At 72.8% G+C, this 18,407-nt stretch carries 13 protein-coding genes; 9 read left to right on the forward strand and 4 right to left on the reverse strand.

Annotated elements, in window-relative coordinates; all coding sequences use genetic code 11:
* Window positions 1-132: 132 nt before the first annotated feature.
* The 6 genes from dnaK (at window position 133) to ACPYO4_RS02225 (ending at window position 5,800) form a co-directional block, all read left to right on the forward strand.
* Window positions 133-2,016 (forward strand): molecular chaperone DnaK, encoded by a 1,884-nt coding sequence (gene dnaK, locus ACPYO4_RS02200; protein WP_425707567.1) that lies wholly within the window; start codon window positions 133-135, stop codon window positions 2,014-2,016.
* Complete coding sequence (locus ACPYO4_RS02205; protein WP_425707568.1) at window positions 2,013-2,774, forward strand: nucleotide exchange factor GrpE; 762 nt, start codon at window positions 2,013-2,015, stop codon at window positions 2,772-2,774. The genes dnaK and ACPYO4_RS02205 overlap by 4 nt, the downstream gene beginning before the upstream one ends.
* 130 nt (window positions 2,775-2,904) lie before the next feature.
* Window positions 2,905-3,891 carry a DnaJ C-terminal domain-containing protein gene (locus ACPYO4_RS02210; RefSeq protein ID WP_425707569.1) on the forward strand — a complete coding sequence of 329 codons (987 nt, stop codon included), beginning with the start codon at window positions 2,905-2,907 and terminating at the stop codon, window positions 3,889-3,891.
* Entirely contained in the window at window positions 3,888-4,364 is a 477-nt protein-coding gene (locus ACPYO4_RS02215) for a heat shock protein transcriptional repressor HspR (RefSeq protein WP_425707570.1), read from the forward strand. Before ACPYO4_RS02210 ends, ACPYO4_RS02215 begins: the two co-directional genes overlap by 4 nt.
* A 158-nt stretch (window positions 4,365-4,522) precedes the next feature.
* Window positions 4,523-5,038 (forward strand): DinB family protein, encoded by a 516-nt coding sequence (locus tag ACPYO4_RS02220; RefSeq protein WP_425707571.1) that lies wholly within the window; start codon window positions 4,523-4,525, stop codon window positions 5,036-5,038.
* Between the two features lie 141 nt (window positions 5,039-5,179).
* The gene (locus ACPYO4_RS02225) at window positions 5,180-5,800 is read left to right on the forward strand and encodes a hypothetical protein (RefSeq protein ID WP_425707572.1); all 621 of its coding nucleotides are present in this window, start codon (window positions 5,180-5,182) and stop codon (window positions 5,798-5,800) included.
* A 57-nt stretch (window positions 5,801-5,857) separates the two neighbouring features.
* Here ACPYO4_RS02225 and ACPYO4_RS02230 read toward each other — a convergent pair whose 3' ends face one another.
* Both ACPYO4_RS02230 and ACPYO4_RS02235 read right to left on the reverse strand, forming a co-directional pair.
* On the reverse strand, window positions 5,858-7,984 hold the full coding sequence (locus ACPYO4_RS02230; protein ID WP_425707573.1) for a prolyl oligopeptidase family serine peptidase: 2,127 nt from the start codon (window positions 7,982-7,984) through the stop codon (window positions 5,858-5,860).
* A gap of 163 nt (window positions 7,985-8,147) precedes the next feature.
* The gene (locus ACPYO4_RS02235) at window positions 8,148-8,345 is read right to left on the reverse strand and encodes an antitoxin (protein WP_425707574.1); all 198 of its coding nucleotides are present in this window, start codon (window positions 8,343-8,345) and stop codon (window positions 8,148-8,150) included.
* 182 nt (window positions 8,346-8,527) lie between these two features.
* Here ACPYO4_RS02235 and ACPYO4_RS02240 point away from each other — a divergent pair, with 182 nt between their 5' ends.
* Together ACPYO4_RS02240 and ACPYO4_RS02245 are read left to right on the forward strand one after the other, a co-directional pair.
* Window positions 8,528-10,000 carry an amidase gene (locus tag ACPYO4_RS02240; RefSeq protein ID WP_425707575.1) on the forward strand — a complete coding sequence of 491 codons (1,473 nt, stop codon included), beginning with the start codon at window positions 8,528-8,530 and terminating at the stop codon, window positions 9,998-10,000.
* Window positions 10,001-10,166: 166 nt separating this feature from the next.
* Complete coding sequence (locus ACPYO4_RS02245; RefSeq protein ID WP_425707576.1) at window positions 10,167-12,977, forward strand: ATP-binding cassette domain-containing protein; 2,811 nt, start codon at window positions 10,167-10,169, stop codon at window positions 12,975-12,977.
* A 178-nt stretch (window positions 12,978-13,155) separates the two neighbouring features.
* On the opposite strand, the gene ACPYO4_RS02250 is transcribed toward ACPYO4_RS02245, so the two are convergent.
* Both ACPYO4_RS02250 and ACPYO4_RS02255 read right to left on the reverse strand, forming a co-directional pair.
* Window positions 13,156-14,235, reverse strand: a complete 1,080-nt coding sequence (locus ACPYO4_RS02250) for a hypothetical protein (RefSeq protein WP_425707577.1) — start codon at window positions 14,233-14,235, stop codon at window positions 13,156-13,158.
* 178 nt (window positions 14,236-14,413) lie between these two features.
* On the reverse strand, window positions 14,414-15,454 hold the full coding sequence (locus ACPYO4_RS02255) for a hypothetical protein (protein ID WP_425707578.1): 1,041 nt from the start codon (window positions 15,452-15,454) through the stop codon (window positions 14,414-14,416).
* Between the two features lie 332 nt (window positions 15,455-15,786).
* Here ACPYO4_RS02255 and clpB point away from each other — a divergent pair, with 332 nt between their 5' ends.
* Window positions 15,787-18,393, forward strand: a complete 2,607-nt coding sequence (gene clpB / locus ACPYO4_RS02260) for an ATP-dependent chaperone ClpB (RefSeq protein WP_425707579.1) — start codon at window positions 15,787-15,789, stop codon at window positions 18,391-18,393.
* Window positions 18,394-18,407: the final 14 nt, after the last annotated feature.

Here is an 18,407-nt window from a genome sequence, read left to right on the forward strand (position 1 = left end):
CAGCTTCACGCCCGGTCGGCTGGACAACGGAACCGGCGCGGGTGCAGAGTTGAGTGCATACGACTCAAGACCAGTCGGAAGCCGCGGCCAACCAGGTCACGCAGCCGGCGCAACCACTAGGGAGCACCACACATGGCACGAGCAGTCGGGATCGACCTCGGCACCACGAACTCCGTCGTCTCCGTCCTCGAGGGCGGCGAGCCGACGGTCATCGCGAACGCGGAGGGCCAGCGCACCACGCCGTCCGTCGTCGCGTTCAGCAAGTCCGGCGAGGTCCTCGTCGGCGAGATCGCCAAGCGTCAGGCCGTCACCAACGTCGACCGCACGATCTCCTCCGTCAAGCGCCACATGGGCACCGACTGGTCGGTGGACATCGAGGACAAGTCCTACACCGCGCCCGAGATCTCCGCGCGCATCCTGGGCAAGCTGAAGAAGGACGCCGAGTCCTACCTCGGCGAGCCCGTCACCGACGCCGTCGTCACCGTGCCCGCGTACTTCAACGACGCCGAGCGGCAGGCCACGAAGGACGCCGGCCAGATCGCCGGCCTCAACGTCCTGCGCATCGTCAACGAGCCCACCGCGGCGGCGCTCGCCTACGGCCTGGAGAAGGGCAAGGAGGACGAGCTCATCCTCGTGTTCGACCTGGGTGGCGGCACGTTCGACGTCTCCCTGCTCGAGGTCGGCAAGGACGAGGACGAGTTCTCCACGATCCAGGTCCGCGCGACCTCCGGGGACAACCGCCTCGGCGGCGACGACTGGGACCAGCGGGTCGTCAGCTGGCTCGTCGACACGGTCAAGGGCCGCGGCGGTCCCGACCTGTCCAAGGACAAGATCGCGCTCCAGCGGCTCAAGGACGCGGCCGAGCAGGCCAAGAAGGAGCTCTCCTCGGCGACGTCGACGAACATCTCCCTGCAGTACCTGTCGATGACGCCCGAGGGCCCGATCCACCTCGACGAGCAGCTCACGCGCGCGAAGTTCGAGGACATGACCAAGGACCTCCTCGACCGCACCAAGGCGCCGTTCGAGAACGTCATCCGCGACGCCGGCATCCAGCTCTCCGAGATCGACCACGTCGTCCTCGTCGGCGGCTCGACCCGCATGCCGGCCGTCACCGAGGCCGTCAAGGGCCTGACCGGCGGCCGCGAGCCCAACAAGGGCGTCAACCCGGACGAGGTCGTCGCCGTCGGCGCCGCCCTGCAGGCCGGCGTCATCAAGGGCGACCGCAAGGACGTCCTGCTCATCGACGTCACCCCGCTCTCCCTGGGCATCGAGACCAAGGGCGGCGTGATGACGAAGCTCATCGAGCGCAACACGGCCATCCCGACCAAGCGCTCCGAGGTCTTCTCCACGGCCGAGGACAACCAGCCGTCGGTGCTCATCCAGGTCTTCCAGGGCGAGCGCGAGTTCGCGAGGGACAACAAGCCGCTCGGCACGTTCGAGCTCACCGGCATCGCACCGGCGCCGCGCGGCATGCCGCAGGTCGAGGTCGCCTTCGACATCGACGCCAACGGCATCGTCCACGTGTCCGCCACGGACAAGGGCACCGGCACCGAGCAGTCGATGACGATCACCGGCGGCTCGGCGCTGCCCAAGGACGAGATCGACCGCATGGTCAAGGAGGCCGAGGCGCACGCCGCCGAGGACGCCAAGCGTCGTGAGGAGGCGGACGCCCGCAACACGGCCGAGCAGCAGGTGTACTCGGTGGAGAAGCAGCTCACCGACAACGCCGACAAGCTGCCCGAGGACGTCCGGGGCGAGATCCAGGAGTCCGTCGACGCCCTGAAGAAGGCGCTCGAGGGCGAGGACGTCGAGGCCATCAAGACGGCGCAGGACGACCTCAACACCAAGGCGATGAAGATCGGCGAGGCGCTCTACGCCGCGCAGGCCGACGAGAACGTCGGCGCGCAGGAGCAGCCGGACTTCGGTGACGCCGGGGGCGAGCAGGCCTCGGACGCCGGCGCCGACGAGGACGTCGTCGACGCCGAGATCGTCGACGACGAGGAGGACCGCAAGTGACCGAGCAGCCCGACCGACCGAGGGAGGAGCCGGTGGTCAACGACCGCCGTCGCCTCGACCCCGAGACCGGACGGGTGCGCCCGCCGGCGGGCGGCCCGGCCGCGGGCGGACCGCAGGGTCAGGCGGTTCCCGACGACGCCGCGGCGGCGCCCGGTGCCGGTGCGCCCGGCGCGGGCGGCCCCGCGGGTGAGGGTGCGGCCGCGGGCGGTGGCCCAGCCGGTGGGGCGTCCGACGTGCCGGCCGGTGCGCCTGCTGGTGCGCCGTCCGGCGGGCCGGAGGGTGACCAGGTCGCGGCGGAGGAGGACCCTCTCGCCGTCGCGCAGGCGGAGGTGCTGGACCTGCAGGACCAGCTGGCGCGGCGCAAGGCCGACGTCTACAACGTCGAGCAGGAGTACGCGGCGTTCGTGCGTCGCTCCCGCACGGAGGCCGCCGGTCACCGGCAGGCCGGCGTCGAGTCGGTCGTGGAGTCGCTGTTCGGCGTCCTCGACGACATCGCGCTGGCCCGCAGCCACGACGACCTGAGCGGCCCGTTCGCCTCGATCGCCGACAAGCTCGAGCAGACGCTCCAGCAGAGGTTCTCCCTCGAGCGCTTCGGCGCCGTGGGCGAGGAGTTCGACCCGAACGTGCACGAGGCGCTCATGAGCTCCGAGAGCGCGGAGGTCGAGGTCCCCACGATCGACCAGGTCCTCCAGCCGGGCTACCGGATCGGCGACAAGGTCGTCCGGGCCGCCCGCGTGGCGGTGCACTCTCCCGCGTGAGCCGGGTGACGATGCCCGTGGGCGCCGCCGGGCGGCGCCCACGGGCACGCAGCACATGCAGGACGCCGGGCGTGCGGCGCACGCCCGGCCCGCGAGATCGACAAGACGCAGCCGAGGGAGGTGGTGAGTGATGGCGGGACAGGACTGGCTGGAGAAGGACTTCTACCAGGTGCTCGGCGTGAGCAAGGACGCCGACGCGGACACGATCAAGAAGGCGTACCGCAAGCTCGCCCGGACGCACCACCCCGACCAGAACCCAGGTGACGCCAAGGCCGAGGAGACCTTCAAGAAGGTCGGCGAGGCCTACGCGGTGCTCTCGGACCCCAAGGAGCGCAGCGAGTACGACGCGCTGCGGGCCATGGCCGGGGGCCGGCCGCGCTTCTCGGGCGGACCGGCCGGCGGCGCCGGCGCGTCGGGCTTCGAGGACGTCTTCTCCTCCGGCTTCGGAGCCGGGGGCCGCGGGCAGGGCTACGCCTCGGCGCAGGACGCGCCCGGGTTCGACGACATCCTCAGCTCGATGTTCGGCTCGGCCGCGCCGTCGGGCTTCGGGTCGAGGCGCCGCGCCCAGCGCGGCCAGGACGTGCTCGCCACGACCACGCTGCCGTTCCGGCAGGCCGTCGACGGCTCGACCGTGGAGCTCACCGTCGACGGCCGCGCGGTGACCACCCGCATCCCGCCCGGCGTGCGCGACGGTCAGAAGATCAAGATCCCCGGCAAGGGACGCCCCGGCAGCGGCGGTGCACCGGCAGGCGACCTCATCATCACCGTCGAGGTCACACCCCATCCGGTCTTCACCCTCGACGGCGCGAACCTGCGCCTCACCGTGCCGGTGACGTTCGACGAGGCCGCGCTCGGGGCGACCGTGGAGATCCCCACGCTCGACGGCGAGAGCGTGCGCCTCAAGGTGCCGGCCGGTACGCCGTCGGGCAGGACCCTGCGCGTGCGCAAGCACGGCGTGAAGCGTGCCAAGGGCGTTCCCGGCGACCTCCTGGTGACCGTCAACGTCGTCGTGCCCTCGCGGCTCAGCGCGGCGGCACGAAAGGCCGTCGAGGACTTCGCCGCCGCCAACGGCGACGTGAGCCCGCGGGACCAGCTCTTCGAGCAGGCGAGACGATGAGCCCGGGCCGGGCGGGGCGCGGTCGCGCCCGGGGCCGGGTGCGCGCCGAGGACCAGATCGGTCCCGACACCGCGGTGCTCACGATCTCGGTCGCCGCCGAGCTCGCCGGCATGCACCCGCAGACGCTCCGGCAGTACGACCGGCTGGGCCTGGTGGCCCCGCACCGCACCGCCGGACGCGGGCGCCGCTACTCGCTGCGCGACGTCTCCCGGCTGCGCGAGGTGCAGCGCCTGTCCCAGGAGAAGGGCGTGAACCTCGCCGGGATCGAGCAGGTGCTCAGGCTGCGCGACGAGCTCGACCGGGTGACGGCCGAGCTCGAGGCGTTGCGCGCGCGGGTCGAGCCGGGCAGCAGGGTGTTCACCGCGAGCTCGACCGGCGTCGTCGTGGCAGGACCGCGCGGCCGCCGGGTGCGGGGCGAGCGCCGGGAGACCGGCGCGCTCGTCCTGTGGCAGGGCCACCGCCGCACGCGCTGACGCCGCGAGGTGCCGCGCCTCGCCCCTCGTCGGCGCGAGATCAGGGGAAGTCGGCGAGAGCAGGGTCTATATCCCGTGTCCTCGTCAGCTTCCCCTGACCTCGTCGGGGTGGGCGGCGTAGCGTGGCCGGTGACCGCGCCACGAGAGGGAGGATCGCCGTGATCGAGCCGGAGACCAAGGACTGGACCTGGGTCCTGCGGGAGCGCTGCGCGGAGTGCGGTACCGAGGCGTCGACCCTCGCGCCCGACGACGTCGCCCGCGAGCTGTCCGCCGCCGCGAGCCGCTGGGCCGACGTGCTGCGGCGCGACGGCGTCGCCGACCGGCCGGACGACTCCACGTGGTCGCCCCTGGAGTACGGCGCGCACTCGGCCGACGTGCTCGAGGTCATGTCCACCCGCCTCGCGCTCATCCGGTCCGGCGACGGTCCGACGTTCCCCGACTGGGACCAGGACCGCGCGGCGGTCGAGGGCGACTACGGGTCGCGCGAGCCCGCGGAGGTGGCGCGGACCTTCGCCGAGCGGGCGGAGGAGACCGGCATCGTCTTCGGCGCCGTCCCCGAGGCCGCCTGGGAGCGCCCCGGCTACCGCTCGGACGGCGCCGCGTTCACCGTGCGCACGCTCGCCCAGTACCTCCTGCACGACATCCGGCACCACCTGCACGACGTCGCAGGCTGACCGCGCGGGGCGGCCCGCCCCTTCGCCCGTGCCCGCCTCGCGCAGTGCTCGGGTGAGGTCCGGGGTCCCGATGGGGGCGCTCGACCCTTCTCCCGCGGACCCTCGGACTCGGCGGGCCGCAACGCTTGGCACACTGTGCGGGTGACAGCCACGCCCGACGAACCGTCGACGACCGACGAGCAGCCGGTGCCCGACGGCACCGACGACACCGCCGGTCCCCGACGCCGTCGCATCCGCCCACGCACCACCCGCGCGTCCGTGCTGTGGATGGTCGTCGGCGTGCTCGTCGGCTCCCTGGTCCCCGCGTTCGCCCTGGCCGCCGGGACGGGCGCGGCCACCGGCATTGTGCGCGAGGCGGTCGACTCGGCCGAGCCGCTGGGCGCCGGACGGCACGACCTCGCCGGCGAGAGCACCTACCTCATCGTCGGCGAGCGGGGGACCGAGGGGCAGTGCGTCGTCACGGGCCCCGACGGCTCCTCGCTCGACATCGAGCTCGAGGAGGTCTTCCAGGCCGGCGCCGGCAGTCACGAGGTCACGCTCGGCAGCTTCGCCGCCGGATCGGACGGTCAGTACGACGTGGACTGCGACGCCGGCGGGGCCGAGCTGGGGATCACCCGCTCGCCGTCGCTCGGCGGCTGGTCGGTGCTCGGCGGGCCGCTCCTGGTCGGGCTCCTGGGGCTCGGCGCCGGGTTCGCGATCGGGATCATCGGCCTGTTCGGCTGGATCCGCGCGCGCCGCGAGCGCTGGAACACCGGCCCCTGACGCACTCGCCGTCGAGAGTGCGGTGGGGTGGACGCACCGCACTCTCGACGGGCGGGGTCAGGCGTCGCCGAGCTGCTGCCAGAGGAACTCGTACGCGAGCGCGTTCAGGTGGGCGCGCTGCGCGTTCGTCGCGGCCCCGCCGTGGCCGCCCTCGATGTTCTCGTAGGAGCGCACGTCCTTGCCGGCCTCGAGCATCCGGGCGGCCATCTTCCGGGCGTGCCCGGGGTGGACCCGGTCGTCCCGCGTGGAGGTCGTCAGCAGGAGCGGCGGGTAGTCCTTCTCGTCGTCGAACAGGTGGTACGGCGAGAACGTCTTCATGAAGCTCCACTGCGCCGGGTCGTCCGGGTCGCCGTACTCCGCCACCCACGACGCCCCCGCGAGCAGGCGCGAGAACCGCCGCATGTCCAGCAGCGGGACCTGCGCGACGATCGCGCCGAACTTCTCCGGGTAGAGCGTGAGCATGACGCCCATGAGCAGCCCGCCGTTCGACCCGCCCTGGATGCCGAGGTGGGCGGGGTCGGTGACCTGACGGCCCACGAGGTCGTCCGCGACGGCGGCGAAGTCCTGGTAGGCCCGGTGCCGCCGGTGCGTGAGCGCGGTGCGGTGCCACCTCGGCCCGTACTCGCCGCCGCCGCGGATGTTGGCCACGACGTACACGCCGCCCCGCTCGAGCCACGCCCGACCCACGGTGCCGGAGTACAGGGGGAGCAGGGAGATCTCGAAGCCGCCGTAGCCGTACAGCAGCGTCGGCAGCGGCCTGCCGCCCTCGCGGCGCCACTCCGCGGTGCCGACCCCCTTCTTCCCGATCTGGAAGTACGGGACCTGCGTGCCGTCGTCGGACGTGGCGAAGAACTGCTCGACGACGAGGCCCTCGTCGTCGAAGAACTGCGGCATCATCTTCAGCGGCTCGACGGCCTTCGTCTGCCCGGCGCCCGTGAGGCGCACGAGGCCCAGCGAGCTCGGCTGGAGGAAGTCGTTCGTCGTCAGCCACACGTCGTCCGACTCGAGCTCGTCCACAGCGGACACCGCCAGCGCCGCCATCCGCGAGACCGCCAGCCGGGGAGACCCGGACGCCGACAGGGCGAGGGGACGTTCGCGCCACTCGCCGTCCGAGGTCGGCGGCGGGGTGCGCATCTCGAGGCGGTTCGTCACGTCCTCGAGGATGTTGAGCACGAGGTGGTGGCGCGTCCACGAGTAGCTCGCGAGCGCGGTGGTCGGGGTGGGGACGAACAGGGTCGTCACGGTGCCCTCGCCGGCGAGGAACTCCTCGAGGTCGACGCCGAGCAGCGTGCCGGCGCGGTACATCGTGCCGCGCAGCTTGCCGGTCTCGCGCAGCAGGATCGTCAGCCACTCGCGGTGCACGTCGACGGACGCGGTGGTGGGGACGTCGATGCGGACCTTCTCGCCGTCCTCCCGCTCGAGGTAGACCTCCTCGTCGAAGAAGCCCACCGCCCGGCTGAAGAACGTGCGCTCGAACCCGGGCGTGGCGTCGTAGGAGGCCCCGACGACGACGTCGGACTCCTCGCCCGCGTACACCTCCGGGGCGTCGGCGAGCGCTGTGCCACGCTCCCAGCGGCGCACCGTGCGCGGGTACCCGGACTCGGTCAGGGTCCCCTCGCCGAAGTCGCGGCCGACGAGCAGGACGTCGCCGCTCGCGTCGCCCCACCGGGCGAACCCCTTGGACTCCTCGAGCCGGAAGCCGTCCTCGACGAACTCGCGCGTGGTCAGGTCGAACTCGCGCACGACGTCGGCGTCGGACCCGCCGCGGGACAGCGCGACCAGCGCCACGTCCCACTCCGGGCGGCGCACGGTCGCCCCGTGCCAGACCCACTGCTCGCCCTCGGCCTCAGCGAGGGCGTCGACGTCGATGAGGACGTCCCACTCCGGCTCGCGCGTCCGGTAGGACTCCCACGTGGTCCGGCGCCACAGGCCGCGGGGGTGCTCCGCGTCGATCCAGAAGTTGTAGAGGTGCTCCCCGCGCTGCACGACGCCGGGGATCTTCTCCGTCGAGTCGAGCACCTCGAGGATCTGGGAGCGGATCTCCTCGAACCGCGGCGCCGAGGCGATCTCGTCGGTGACCTCGGCGTTGCGCTCCTCGACCCAGGCGAGGGCCTCCTCGCCCTCGACCTCCTCGAGCCACTCGTAGGGGTCGTCGTCGGACTGAGCAGGAGCCGTCGAAGTCATGCGCACATTCCACCACGTCGTCATGCAGGTCACACGGCCGCCGAGCGCGGTTCTTCGTCGTCGGCGTCGTCGAGGCGCGCCGGGCGCGCACAGCGACGGCCGGCCCCCAGACTGGGGGACCGGCCGTCGAGCGTCGGGGGCTAGCTCCCCGAGAGTGAGTGGATCAGGCCTGCGACGTGTCGCCGGCGCCCTCGTTGCCGATGCGGCCGTCGAGGTTGTCACGCACGCCGTCGATCTTGTCGCTGTGCTTCCCGCCGGAGACGTTGTCCGCGGCGTTGCCAGCAGCGTCGAGACCCTTGTCCGAGTACTCCTCACCCTTGTCGCTGGAGAGTGCGTCCTTGGCCTTGTCGAAGATTCCCAATGTGATCTCCTTCCGTCGGGTCAACCGCCCGGATGGCACGGCCGCGGTCCATCCTTGCGCATAACCCCGGTTGCGGGTCAAGGGAGAAGAACGACGCTGCACCGTCGGGCGCCCGCTCAGGCGCGCTCGGGCGTCCGCTCGGCCCCGCTCGGGCGTCCGACGAGGCCCCGTAGTCTCGGGCCATGGCCCAGATCCACGAGCTCCCCGCCCTCGACCTGGCTGCCGCGATCCGGTCCGGGCAGGTGTCGCCGACCGAGGTCGCCGACCACACGCTGCGTCGGATCGAGTCGCTCGACCAACATGTCGGCGCCTTCATCCACGTGGCCGCGGACCGGGCGCTGGACGACGCGCGGGCCGCCGAGGCCACGCTCGCCGAGGCGTCGTCCGGCCCCGGCGGTGCCCCCGACCACCGCGACCTGCCGCCGTTCCTCGGCGTGCCCGTGCCGATCAAGGACCTCAACCAGGTCGCCGGGCTGCCCATGCGCATGGGGTCCGCCGCGTTCGCGGACAACGTCGCGCAGCTCGACGACGGCATCGTGTCGCTGCTGGCCGACGCGGGGACGACGATGGTCGGCAAGACCACGACCCCCGAGTTCGGCATGCCCCCCTACACCGAGCCGGACGTCGGGCCGACCGCCCGCACGCCGTGGGACCTCGACCGGTCGGCCGGCGGGTCCTCCGGGGGTGCGGGTGCCGCCGTGGCGGCCGGCCTCGTCCCCGCCGCGCAGGGCTCCGACGGCGGTGGATCGATCCGCATCCCCGCCTCCGCCTGCGGTCTGGTCGGTCTCCTGCCCACCCGCGGCCGTGTCTCGCCGGGCCCGTACCAGACGGACGGTCCCGGACTGGGCCGCAACGGTGTCCTCACCCGCACCGTGCGCGACACCGCCGCTCTCCTCGACGTCCTCGCCGTCCCCCGAGCGGGCGACATCTACCGGGCACCCGAGCAGCTCGGCACGTTCCTCGCCGCCTGCGACACCCCGCCCGCACGGCTCCGGGTCGGGGTCCTGCGCGAGCCCATCTCGATCGGGACCGACGTCCACCCCGAGGCGCTCGCCGCCGTCGACCGTGCGGTCACCCTGCTCGAGGGAATGGGCCACGAGACGGTGGAGGTCGGCGTGCCGTTCGCCGTCGAGGACTGGGAGGCGTTCCAGCCCGTCTGGGCGACGGGCGCCGCTGCCGCACCGCTCGATCCGGCGCAGGAGGAGCTGCTCGTGCCGCTCACCCGTCTCCTCCGCGAGCGCGGGAAGGAGGTGACCGGCGTCGAGTACGCGAGCGCGATCACCTCGATGCACCTGCTCACCCGACGCACCGCGCAGGTATGGGCGGGAGTCGACGTGATCCTCAGCCCCACCCTGTCGGGGCCGCCCGCCCCGGTGGGCTCGATGCGCGACGACGCCGACCCGTGGCAGGACTTCCTCGACCAGCGCGCGTTCACCCCCTGGACGTCCACGTGGAACATCACCGGCGCGGCCGCCATCTCGCTGCCGCTCCACCGGGCACGGGTCGACGACGACGGGCCCGAGCTCCCCTTCGGCGTCCACCTCGGGGGGAAGGTCGGTTCGGAGGCACTCCTGCTCGGCCTCGCCGCCGCGCTCGAGGAGGCCGACCCGTGGCCGCACGTGGCGCCGGCGTGGGAGCGCGTCGACCCGCGGTGATCGCCGTCCCGGATGCGTGCCGCCCGGCGTGGTGGCGAACGCGACCCGGTCCGGGCACCTCTCACCCGTCGTCGGGGTCCGGCGCGCACTAGCATGCCGGGGGGCGCGCCCGGCAGGACGGCGCCCGGCGGTCGTACGACCCACGCTTTTCGAGAGGAACCACTGCATGCGGACGGGCATCGAGATCGCCTCCCCGATGGGGACCGCCACGCGGCCCCCGGGCGGACGCGCGCTGGTCGGCAGCGCCCCGCCGGCCGACCTCATCATCGGCCACCCCGCGGTGGCTCCCCAGAACCTCGAGATCGCCGAGACCCCGAACGGCTGGATGATGCGCGTCGTCGGGGGTGCGGCGTTCGTCGACGGACGGCAGCTCACCGCGCCGATCGCGATCGGGCAGGGCGTCGTCGTGCACCTCGGACACCCCGCCCAGGGGCCCGCGCTACGGATCCGGCCCGTCGGCGCCCCGACCGGTGCAGCCGGTCCGGGCGGTCAGGGTGCCGGTCCGTCCGCGGCGTCGGCCCACTCCGCCGGTCCGTCGGCGGCGTCGGCCCACTCTGCCGGTCCGTCCGCGGCGTCGGCCCACTCCGCCGGTCCGTCCGCGGCGTCGGCGCACTCCGCGGGGCCGTCGGCCGCGTCGGCGGCGAGCGCTGGCCCCGTCGGTGCATCGTCGGTCCCGACCCCCGCGAACCCTCGCTCCACCCCGGCCCCGGGAAGCCCGGGCGGTGCCCCCGCCGGTAGGCCGCCGGCCGGACCGGCGACCGGTGCGCCGACGTCGGGCCCGTCGCGTCCGGCCGCCCCCGCCCCGCAGAACGCGGAGCCGTTCAGCGGCGCGAGTGGCCCGGACGCCCCCGGCGCTCGCCGGCCCTCGACCCAGGAGCTCCACGTGGGTGCGCCCCTGGCTCCGGCCCCGTCCGGCAGCCCCGCCGGCGGTTCGCCCGCGTCGGCAGGGTCGGGCCGACCGCCGGGCACGCTGACGATCGGTCGCGCACGCAGCGCCGACATCACGCTCGACGACCCGCTCGTCTCGGGCCGGCACGTCGACCTCGTGCCCACCCAGGGCGGCTTCCGGGTGATCGACCGCGGCTCGCTCAACGGCACGTTCGTCAACGGCGCGCGCGTCACCCAGGGCATGCTGCAGATGGGCGGGATCCTCGGCGTCGGGGGCTCGTTCCTGCAGCTCGTGCCCGGCGGGCTCGTCCCGATCGACATCTCCGGCGGCGAGGGCAGCCTCGAGGCCGAGGACCTCACGGTGCGGGTGGACGCGTCGTCGGAGGAGAAGAAGCGGCTCAAGGACCAGGGCGCGCCGGACCCGTCGAAGAAGACCATCCTCGACGACGTCACGTTCTCCCTGCCCGGCCGTTCGCTGCTCGCCGTCATCGGCCCGTCGGGCGCCGGCAAGTCCACGCTGTTGCGATCGCTCGTGGGGCGGCCGACCGCCGACGAGGGCATCGTCCGGTTCTCCGGCCTCGACGTCTACGAGCACGAGGCCACCATGCGCAACCGCATGGGCGTGGTCCCGCAGGACGACGTCGTGCACCGCACCCTCACCGTCCGACGCGCCCTCGACTACGGCGCCGAGCTGCGGTTCGACGAGTCCGTGCAGCGGCGCGACCGGGAGCAGGCCGTCGATCGCGTGATGAGCCAACTGGGCCTCACCGAGCACTCCTCGACCCGCATCGACCGGCTCTCCGGCGGCCAGCGCAAGCGCGTGTCCGTCGCACTGGAGATGCTCACCCAGCCGGACCTGCTCTTCCTCGACGAGCCGACGTCGGGCCTGGACCCCTCGCTCGACGCCGAGGTCATGCACCTGCTCGCGGAGATCGCCCACGGCGACGACTCGCGCGGGGTGCGCGGCCGCACGGTCGTCGTCATCACGCACAACGAGGTCAACCTCGCCCAGTGCGACAAGATCCTCATCCTTGCCCCCGGGGGCAAGACGGCCTTCTACGGGGCGCCGCACGAGGTCAAGCCCTACTTCGCCAAGGCGATGCGCTACCTCGGCCGCGAGGTGAAGGACCCCGACGACCTGACCTACGCGCAGATCTACGCCTTCATCAAGGAGGACCCGACCCGGTCCAAGCAGATGTTCGAGGGGGCGTCGGCCCGGCCGCACGTGCGCCGCGTCAACGTGGCCCGCCCGCAGCAGCTCGAGCGCCGCAGCAAGCAGTCGATGGGCAAGCAGGTCTCCACGCTCGCACGGCGTCAGGTCAACCTCATGGCGGCGGACGGCAAGTACCTGTTCTTCCTGCTCGTCCTCCCGGTGCTGTTCGCGCTGCTCACCGTCGCCGTGGGAGGTGAGCTGGGCCTGCGGCAGCCCGACCCCGGCGAGGACATCACCGGCGAGTCGATGCAGATCCTCACCGTGCTCATGGTCGGGCTCGCCTTCGCCGGCCTCGCGGTCTCGGTCCGAGATCTCGTCGGCGAGCGGCACATCTACCGGCGGGAGTCCGCGGTCGGACTGCGACCGGACGCCTACCTCACCGCCAAGGTCGTCGTCCTCGGCGCGTTCGCCGTCTACCAGGGTGTCGTGGCCTCGGTGGTCACGCTCATGCTCCATGACCCGCCGACGAACTCGGCGCTCCTGCCGGCCGGGAGCGCGGAGATCGTCGTGGCCGCCGTGGTGCTGGCGTTCACCTGCATGGTCATGGGCCTCATGCTGTCCGCGATCGCGTCGAACTCCGAGCAGATCATGCCGCTGCTGGTCGTCGCCGTCATGCTCCAGCTCGTGCTCTCGGGCGGCGTCATCGACGTCGCCGGTCAGCCGGTGTTCGAGCAGCTCGCCTGGTTCATGCCGGCGCGCTGGGGGTTCAGCATGGCGATGTCGTCGGTCGGCATCACCGACTGGCACCCTTACCAGGACGACCCGCTGTGGTCCCAGGAGCCGGGCATCTGGTTCCTCGGGCTGGCCATGCTCATCGTCTGGGCCGTCGTCTACGCGCTGATCGCGCGGTGGCGGCTCGTCAAGCAGGCCGACTAGACGGAGCCGAGGCTTCGCCGGTCGTGTCGTCGCGGCGGCGCTGAGCGAGGCCGACGCTTCGCCGGTCGTGTCGTCGCGGCGGCGCTGAGCGAGGCCGTCGCGTCCCCGGACGGCCGCCCGCCCGGCGAGACCCCGGCCCGTCGGGAACGGGCCGGGGCGCGCGGTCCGGTGGCGTCGGTCAGCGACCGGGCACGACGACGCCGAAGTGCTCCGACAGGACGCCGAAGAGCACGTCCGAGTTGGCGATCTCCACGGGTCGGACCGTCGCGGGCGTACCGCCCGACCGGTCCCGGACGTGAAGCTCGAGGCCGTCCTTGCCCTTCACCGGGGTGATCGCGGCCAGGGAACCGGCGTCCAGCTCCTTCTTTCCGACGACCACGGTGCGACCGGCGAGCGTCACCTTGCCGAAGTCCACCGGCGCAGCTGTTCCGGCACTCTCCTGCACGCGTGCGCGAGCGGCGCTGTTGATCCGGGCCCGCATCGTCGCGAAGAACTCCTTGTCGTCGATCATGAGCTGGCGCTTGAAGCCCACCCAGCCGAGCTGCATGAACGTCGTCGACTCGAGGTCGACGAAGTACTGCAGGTCCGCCCACGGGACCTCCTGCGCCCTGCTCTGCGTGACGACGCGGACGCCCGAGTCGTAGGCCCTCACGAGCGTGCTGCCTTTCGGCCGGGCCGCCCACACGATGAGCAGCGCCACGACGACACCGACGCCGACGATGGCGAGGCCGATCCAGCTCTCGCCGGACACGCCGCCCATGCGCACGCCCATCGCAAGGGCGATGCCGGCGACCGCGGCCGCGCCGAGGAAGCCGAGGCCGACACCCGTGCCGGTCGTCGCGGAGTAGGTGGCCAGCGGCTCCTGCCCGCCGTCCAGCGTGCGGGCGAGGGCGGTGTCGCGGCGCCACCGGATGACGACGAGCGCGATCAGGATCGCGGCGATGACGGCGACGGCGACGCCCACCCACACCCAGGACTCGTGGGCCCGGGCGGAGGCCGTCAGCCGCTCCTCGTAGGACTGGATCGACGTGCTCGAGGAGATCCGGCGGCGCCTGCGCGACGTCATCTGGCACTCGTCGCCGGGAGCCATCGGGTCGTCTCCGCACATGGCGACGGCGTCGGCGCCGAGGTGGCGGTACGCCAGGAACAGTCCGCCCACGACGAACAGGCCGAGGAAGACGGTGATGCCGGTGGGGAACCGGCGGAAGGCGGCCAACGGGTCTGCCGTCGGGCCTGGAACTGTCGATTGTGTGGTCACGAGCGGATAATAGACCCGGCACGGAGCGACCTTTCCGCACGGCCGTGCGGTTCATGGCTGAACGGGTGTCTCTGCGCAGCCGCCTTCCTTGTGGCTCCGTGGAGTCATCGAATGGGCTCGACCTGGCAGGATCCGGCCGCTCCGGGCGCCACGTTGAGCCCAGTCGACGAGGCGGGCACTAGTTCGCCAGCAGCTCACGCACGGGGTGCAGCCGCTGACCCGATGTGTGGCGCACCTTCGCTGCCACGACGCGGGCGACCTGCGCCGGACTGCGTGCTCCTCGCCGGTCGAACCGGGCCATGTCGTCGCCCAGGGCGAGGATCGCGCGCTCGCGGTTGCGCTCGGCGATGAGTCCGGCTGCGGTCTGCCCGGCGTCGGCGACGTGGTACTTCAGCTCGCCGTCGTACTCGATGTGCAGCCAGCGTTGCGTCCCGTCGGGACGACGACCGTCGGGCAGCGCGAGGTCCGTGAAGTAGGTGTTGCCCTCGGCCTCGACCCGGCACTGGGCCACTGCGTCGCGGCGCCCCCACACCAGCAGCGACCAGCGCAGGAACGTCTCCGGCGCGGACTGGGCCCAGGGACTCGCCCACTCGACCACCACGCGGGCACGTCGCGCTCCACGTGCGCCGCGCGGCAGGGCGTCGATGCGTGCGAGGAGGCGGCGTCGGACGTCGGCAGCCTCCCGCTCGGTCCGCACGCGCTGGTAGGTGTCGGCGTGGCTGAGCAGCGCGAGCACATGGTCGACGACGACGAGCGCGTCCAGCGGATCGAGGTCACGCGCACAGTCGACGGCGGTGCGCTCCAGCGAGGTGCACGGTACGCCGTCGATACGGACGACGTCCTCGAGCGGGAGGGCGCGCGTCTGCCTGCGGTAGTCGGTCGTGCGGGCGGAGCTGACCTTCTGCGGGGACGTCAGGACCGGCCGTCCGGGCAGCTTCCACACGCGCAGCCCGTGGGCGAGCGCTGCGGTGACGCCGCTGAGCGCGTGCCGGACCCGGGTGCGTCGGCTCACGGCGAGAGCGGTCCCGAGGTGGACCTGCTCGGCCCGCTCGAACCTGTCGAGGTCGTCGGCAACGATGGCGACGGCGCCGTCGCGCAGCCGGACGACCTCGCAGCCCGCCGGGACCGTTGCCCTGAACGCGTTGCCGCGGGCGGTCCGCCAGTGCCCGAGGACGACGGCGGGGAACGGTCGAGGTCGATAGATCGCTGAGCGCAGCACGAGAGGACGATCTCCCGGCTCGCGAGAACGGGACCGGGTGCCGTCGTCGCGCTGTGGACAAAGCTGCGAGGAGCGGGTTGTGCACATGTCGCGGGACATCGATGCGGTGCGACGGCGGAGCGGCGGAGGTGGGGTGCCGGACGAGCGTCAGATCGTCGAGTGGGCTCGACATGGCGCCCAGAGCGTGCGGAACCTGCCATGTTGAGCCCGTTCGACGCGGGGAACGGGCGCCTCGGTCCCCACCCGAAACGGTGGCGCCCCAACCTTGAGCGGAATAGACTCAACTTTGCGTTCGTTTCACACACAGGACCGAACTCACCGATTGGGGACCGATGGACACCAAGCTCACCACCCGCTCGCAGGAGGCCGTCGCCTCCGCGCTCCAGCGCGCCACGACGGCCGGCAATCCGCAGATCGAGCCCAGCCACCTGCTCCGGGCGCTCCTCGACCAGGGCGAGGGCATCGCGATCGCGCTGCTCGACGCCGTCGGGGCGGACCGCGCCGACCTCGCCCGTCGCACGGACGCGGCGATCGCCGCCCTGCCCGGCGCCTCCGGCGGATCCGTCGCGCAGCCGCAGACCTCGCGCGCGTTCCTCACCGTCATCGCCGGCGCCACCGAGGAGGCCGGCGCGCTCGGTGACGAGTACGTCTCCACCGAGCACCTCCTGCTCGGCCTGGCCGCGGCGCCCGGCACGGACGAGATCCTCCGGCACGCGGGCGCCACCCCGGACGCCCTGCGCGCCGCCGTACCGTCCGTGCGCGGCAACCGCCCCGTCACCAGCGCCGACCCCGAGAACACGTTCGACGCGCTGGAGAAGTACGGCCATGACCTCACGGCGGCCGCGCGGGAGGGCAAGCTCGACCCCGTCGTCGGGCGCGACGCCGAGATCCGCCGCGTCGTCCAGGTGCTGTCCCGGCGCACGAAGAACAACCCGGTCCTCATCGGTGAGCCGGGCGTCGGCAAGACCGCCGTCGTCGAGGGCCTCGCCCAGCGCATCGTCGACGGCGACGTCCCCGAGTCCCTGCGCGGCAAGACCCTCGTCGCGCTCGACATGGCGGGCATGGTCGCGGGCGCGAAGTACCGCGGCGAGTTCGAGGAGCGGCTCAAGGCGGTCCTTCAGGAGATCGCGGACTCCGACGGCGAGGTCGTCACGTTCATCGACGAGCTGCACACCGTGGTCGGGGCGGGCGCGGGCGGCGAATCCTCGATGGACGCCGCCAACATGCTCAAGCCGATGCTCGCCCGCGGGGAGCTGCGCCTCGTCGGCGCCACCACGCTCGACGAGTACCGCGAGCACATCGAGAAGGACCCCGCCCTCGAGCGCCGCTTCCAACAGGTCCTCGTCGGCGAGCCCAGCGTCGAGGACACCGTGACGATCCTGCGCGGCATCGCCCCGAAGTACGAGGCGCACCACCAGGTGACGATCTCCGACGGCGCGCTCGTCGCCGCGGCCACCCTCTCCGACCGCTACATCACCGGCCGCCGCCTGCCGGACAAGGCCATCGACCTCGTCGACGAGGCCGCCTCCCGCCTGCGCATGGAGCTCGACTCCTCCCCGGAGGAGGTCGACGTGCTGCGTCGGCAGGTGGACCGGCTCGGCATGGAGGAGGCCTACCTCGCGGAGAACCTCGACGACGACGACGCCGCCACCGCCGAGCGGCTGGACGCCCTGCGGGCCGAGCTCGCCGACCGGCGCGAGGAGCTCGACGGCCTGACCGCACGCTGGGAGAACGAGAAGGCCGGGCACAACCGGGTCGGTGACCTGCGCGCCCGCCTCGACGAGCTCACCACGAAGGCCGAGCTCGCCGAACGGGAGTCTCGCTACGAGGACGCCGGCCGGCTGCGCTACGGCGAGATCCCCGCGCTCCAGCAGGAGCTGGACGCCGCCGTCGCGAGCGAGGAGGCCGAGTCCGCCGACGCCGCCGGCTCCGACCCGATGATCGCCGACAAGGTCTCCGCCGAGGAGATCGCCGAGGTCGTCGGCGCGTGGACCGGGATCCCGGTCGGACGACTGCTCCAGGGCGAGTCGGAGAAGCTCCTGACGATGGAGGACGAGATCGGTCGGCGCCTCATCGGGCAGACCGCGGCCGTGCGCGCGGTCTCGGACGCCGTGCGGCGCTCCCGGGCCGGCATCGCGGACCCGGACCGGCCGACGGGCTCGTTCCTGTTCCTCGGTCCCACCGGGGTCGGCAAGACGGAGCTCGCGAAGTCCCTGGCGGACTTCCTGTTCGACGACGAGCGGGCCATGGTCCGCATCGACATGTCCGAGTACTCGGAGAAGCACTCTGTGTCCCGCCTGGTCGGGGCCCCGCCCGGGTACGTCGGATACGAGGAGGGTGGCCAGCTGACCGAGGCGGTCCGGCGTCGGCCGTACACGGTGGTGCTCCTCGACGAGGTCGAGAAGGCGCACCCGGAGGTCTTCGACATCCTCCTGCAGGTGCTCGACGACGGTCGGCTCACCGACGGGCAGGGCCGCACGGTGGACTTCCGCAACGTCATCCTCGTGCTCACCTCGAACCTGGGCTCGCAGTTCCTCGTCGACGGGTCGGTGGCCGAGAGCGAGCGCCGGGAGAAGGTGATGGAGATCGTGCGGGCGTCGTTCAAGCCGGAGTTCCTCAACCGGCTCGACGACGTCGTCATGTTCGACGCGCTCGGCCTCGACGAGCTGGGCCACATCGTCGACCTGCAGATCCAGCGGTTCGCGGAACGGCTCGCCCCGCGGCGCATCACGCTCGAGGTCACCGGCGCGGCGCGCGAGTGGCTCGCGTTCGAGGGCTTCGACCCGGCCTACGGGGCGCGGCCGCTGCGTCGTCTCGTCCAGCGCGAGATCGGCGACCGGCTCGCCCGGCTGCTGCTCGGGGGCGAAGCTGCGGACGGCGCGCACGTCGTCGTCGACCGCACCGAGGGTGCCGACTCCCTGGAGGTGCGGACCACCTAGCCCCCTGGTCACCG

Source organism: Georgenia sp. Z1491 (genome assembly GCF_049856175.1).
Classification (GTDB): Bacteria; Actinomycetota; Actinomycetes; order Actinomycetales; family Actinomycetaceae; genus JB111.

Coding starts and splice junctions, on each gene's coding strand:
- ACPYO4_RS02230 (WP_425707573.1), bottom strand. CDS start 7,984: ATGACTTCGACGGCTCCTGCTCAGTCCGACGACGACCCCTACGAGTGG.
- ACPYO4_RS02210 (WP_425707569.1), top strand. CDS start 2,905: ATGGCGGGACAGGACTGGCTGGAGAAGGACTTCTACCAGGTGCTCGGC.
- ACPYO4_RS02215 (WP_425707570.1), top strand. CDS start 3,888: ATGAGCCCGGGCCGGGCGGGGCGCGGTCGCGCCCGGGGCCGGGTGCGC.
- clpB (WP_425707579.1), top strand. CDS start 15,787: ATGGACACCAAGCTCACCACCCGCTCGCAGGAGGCCGTCGCCTCCGCG.
- ACPYO4_RS02240 (WP_425707575.1), top strand. CDS start 8,528: ATGGCCCAGATCCACGAGCTCCCCGCCCTCGACCTGGCTGCCGCGATC.
- ACPYO4_RS02245 (WP_425707576.1), top strand. CDS start 10,167: ATGCGGACGGGCATCGAGATCGCCTCCCCGATGGGGACCGCCACGCGG.
- dnaK (WP_425707567.1), top strand. CDS start 133: ATGGCACGAGCAGTCGGGATCGACCTCGGCACCACGAACTCCGTCGTC.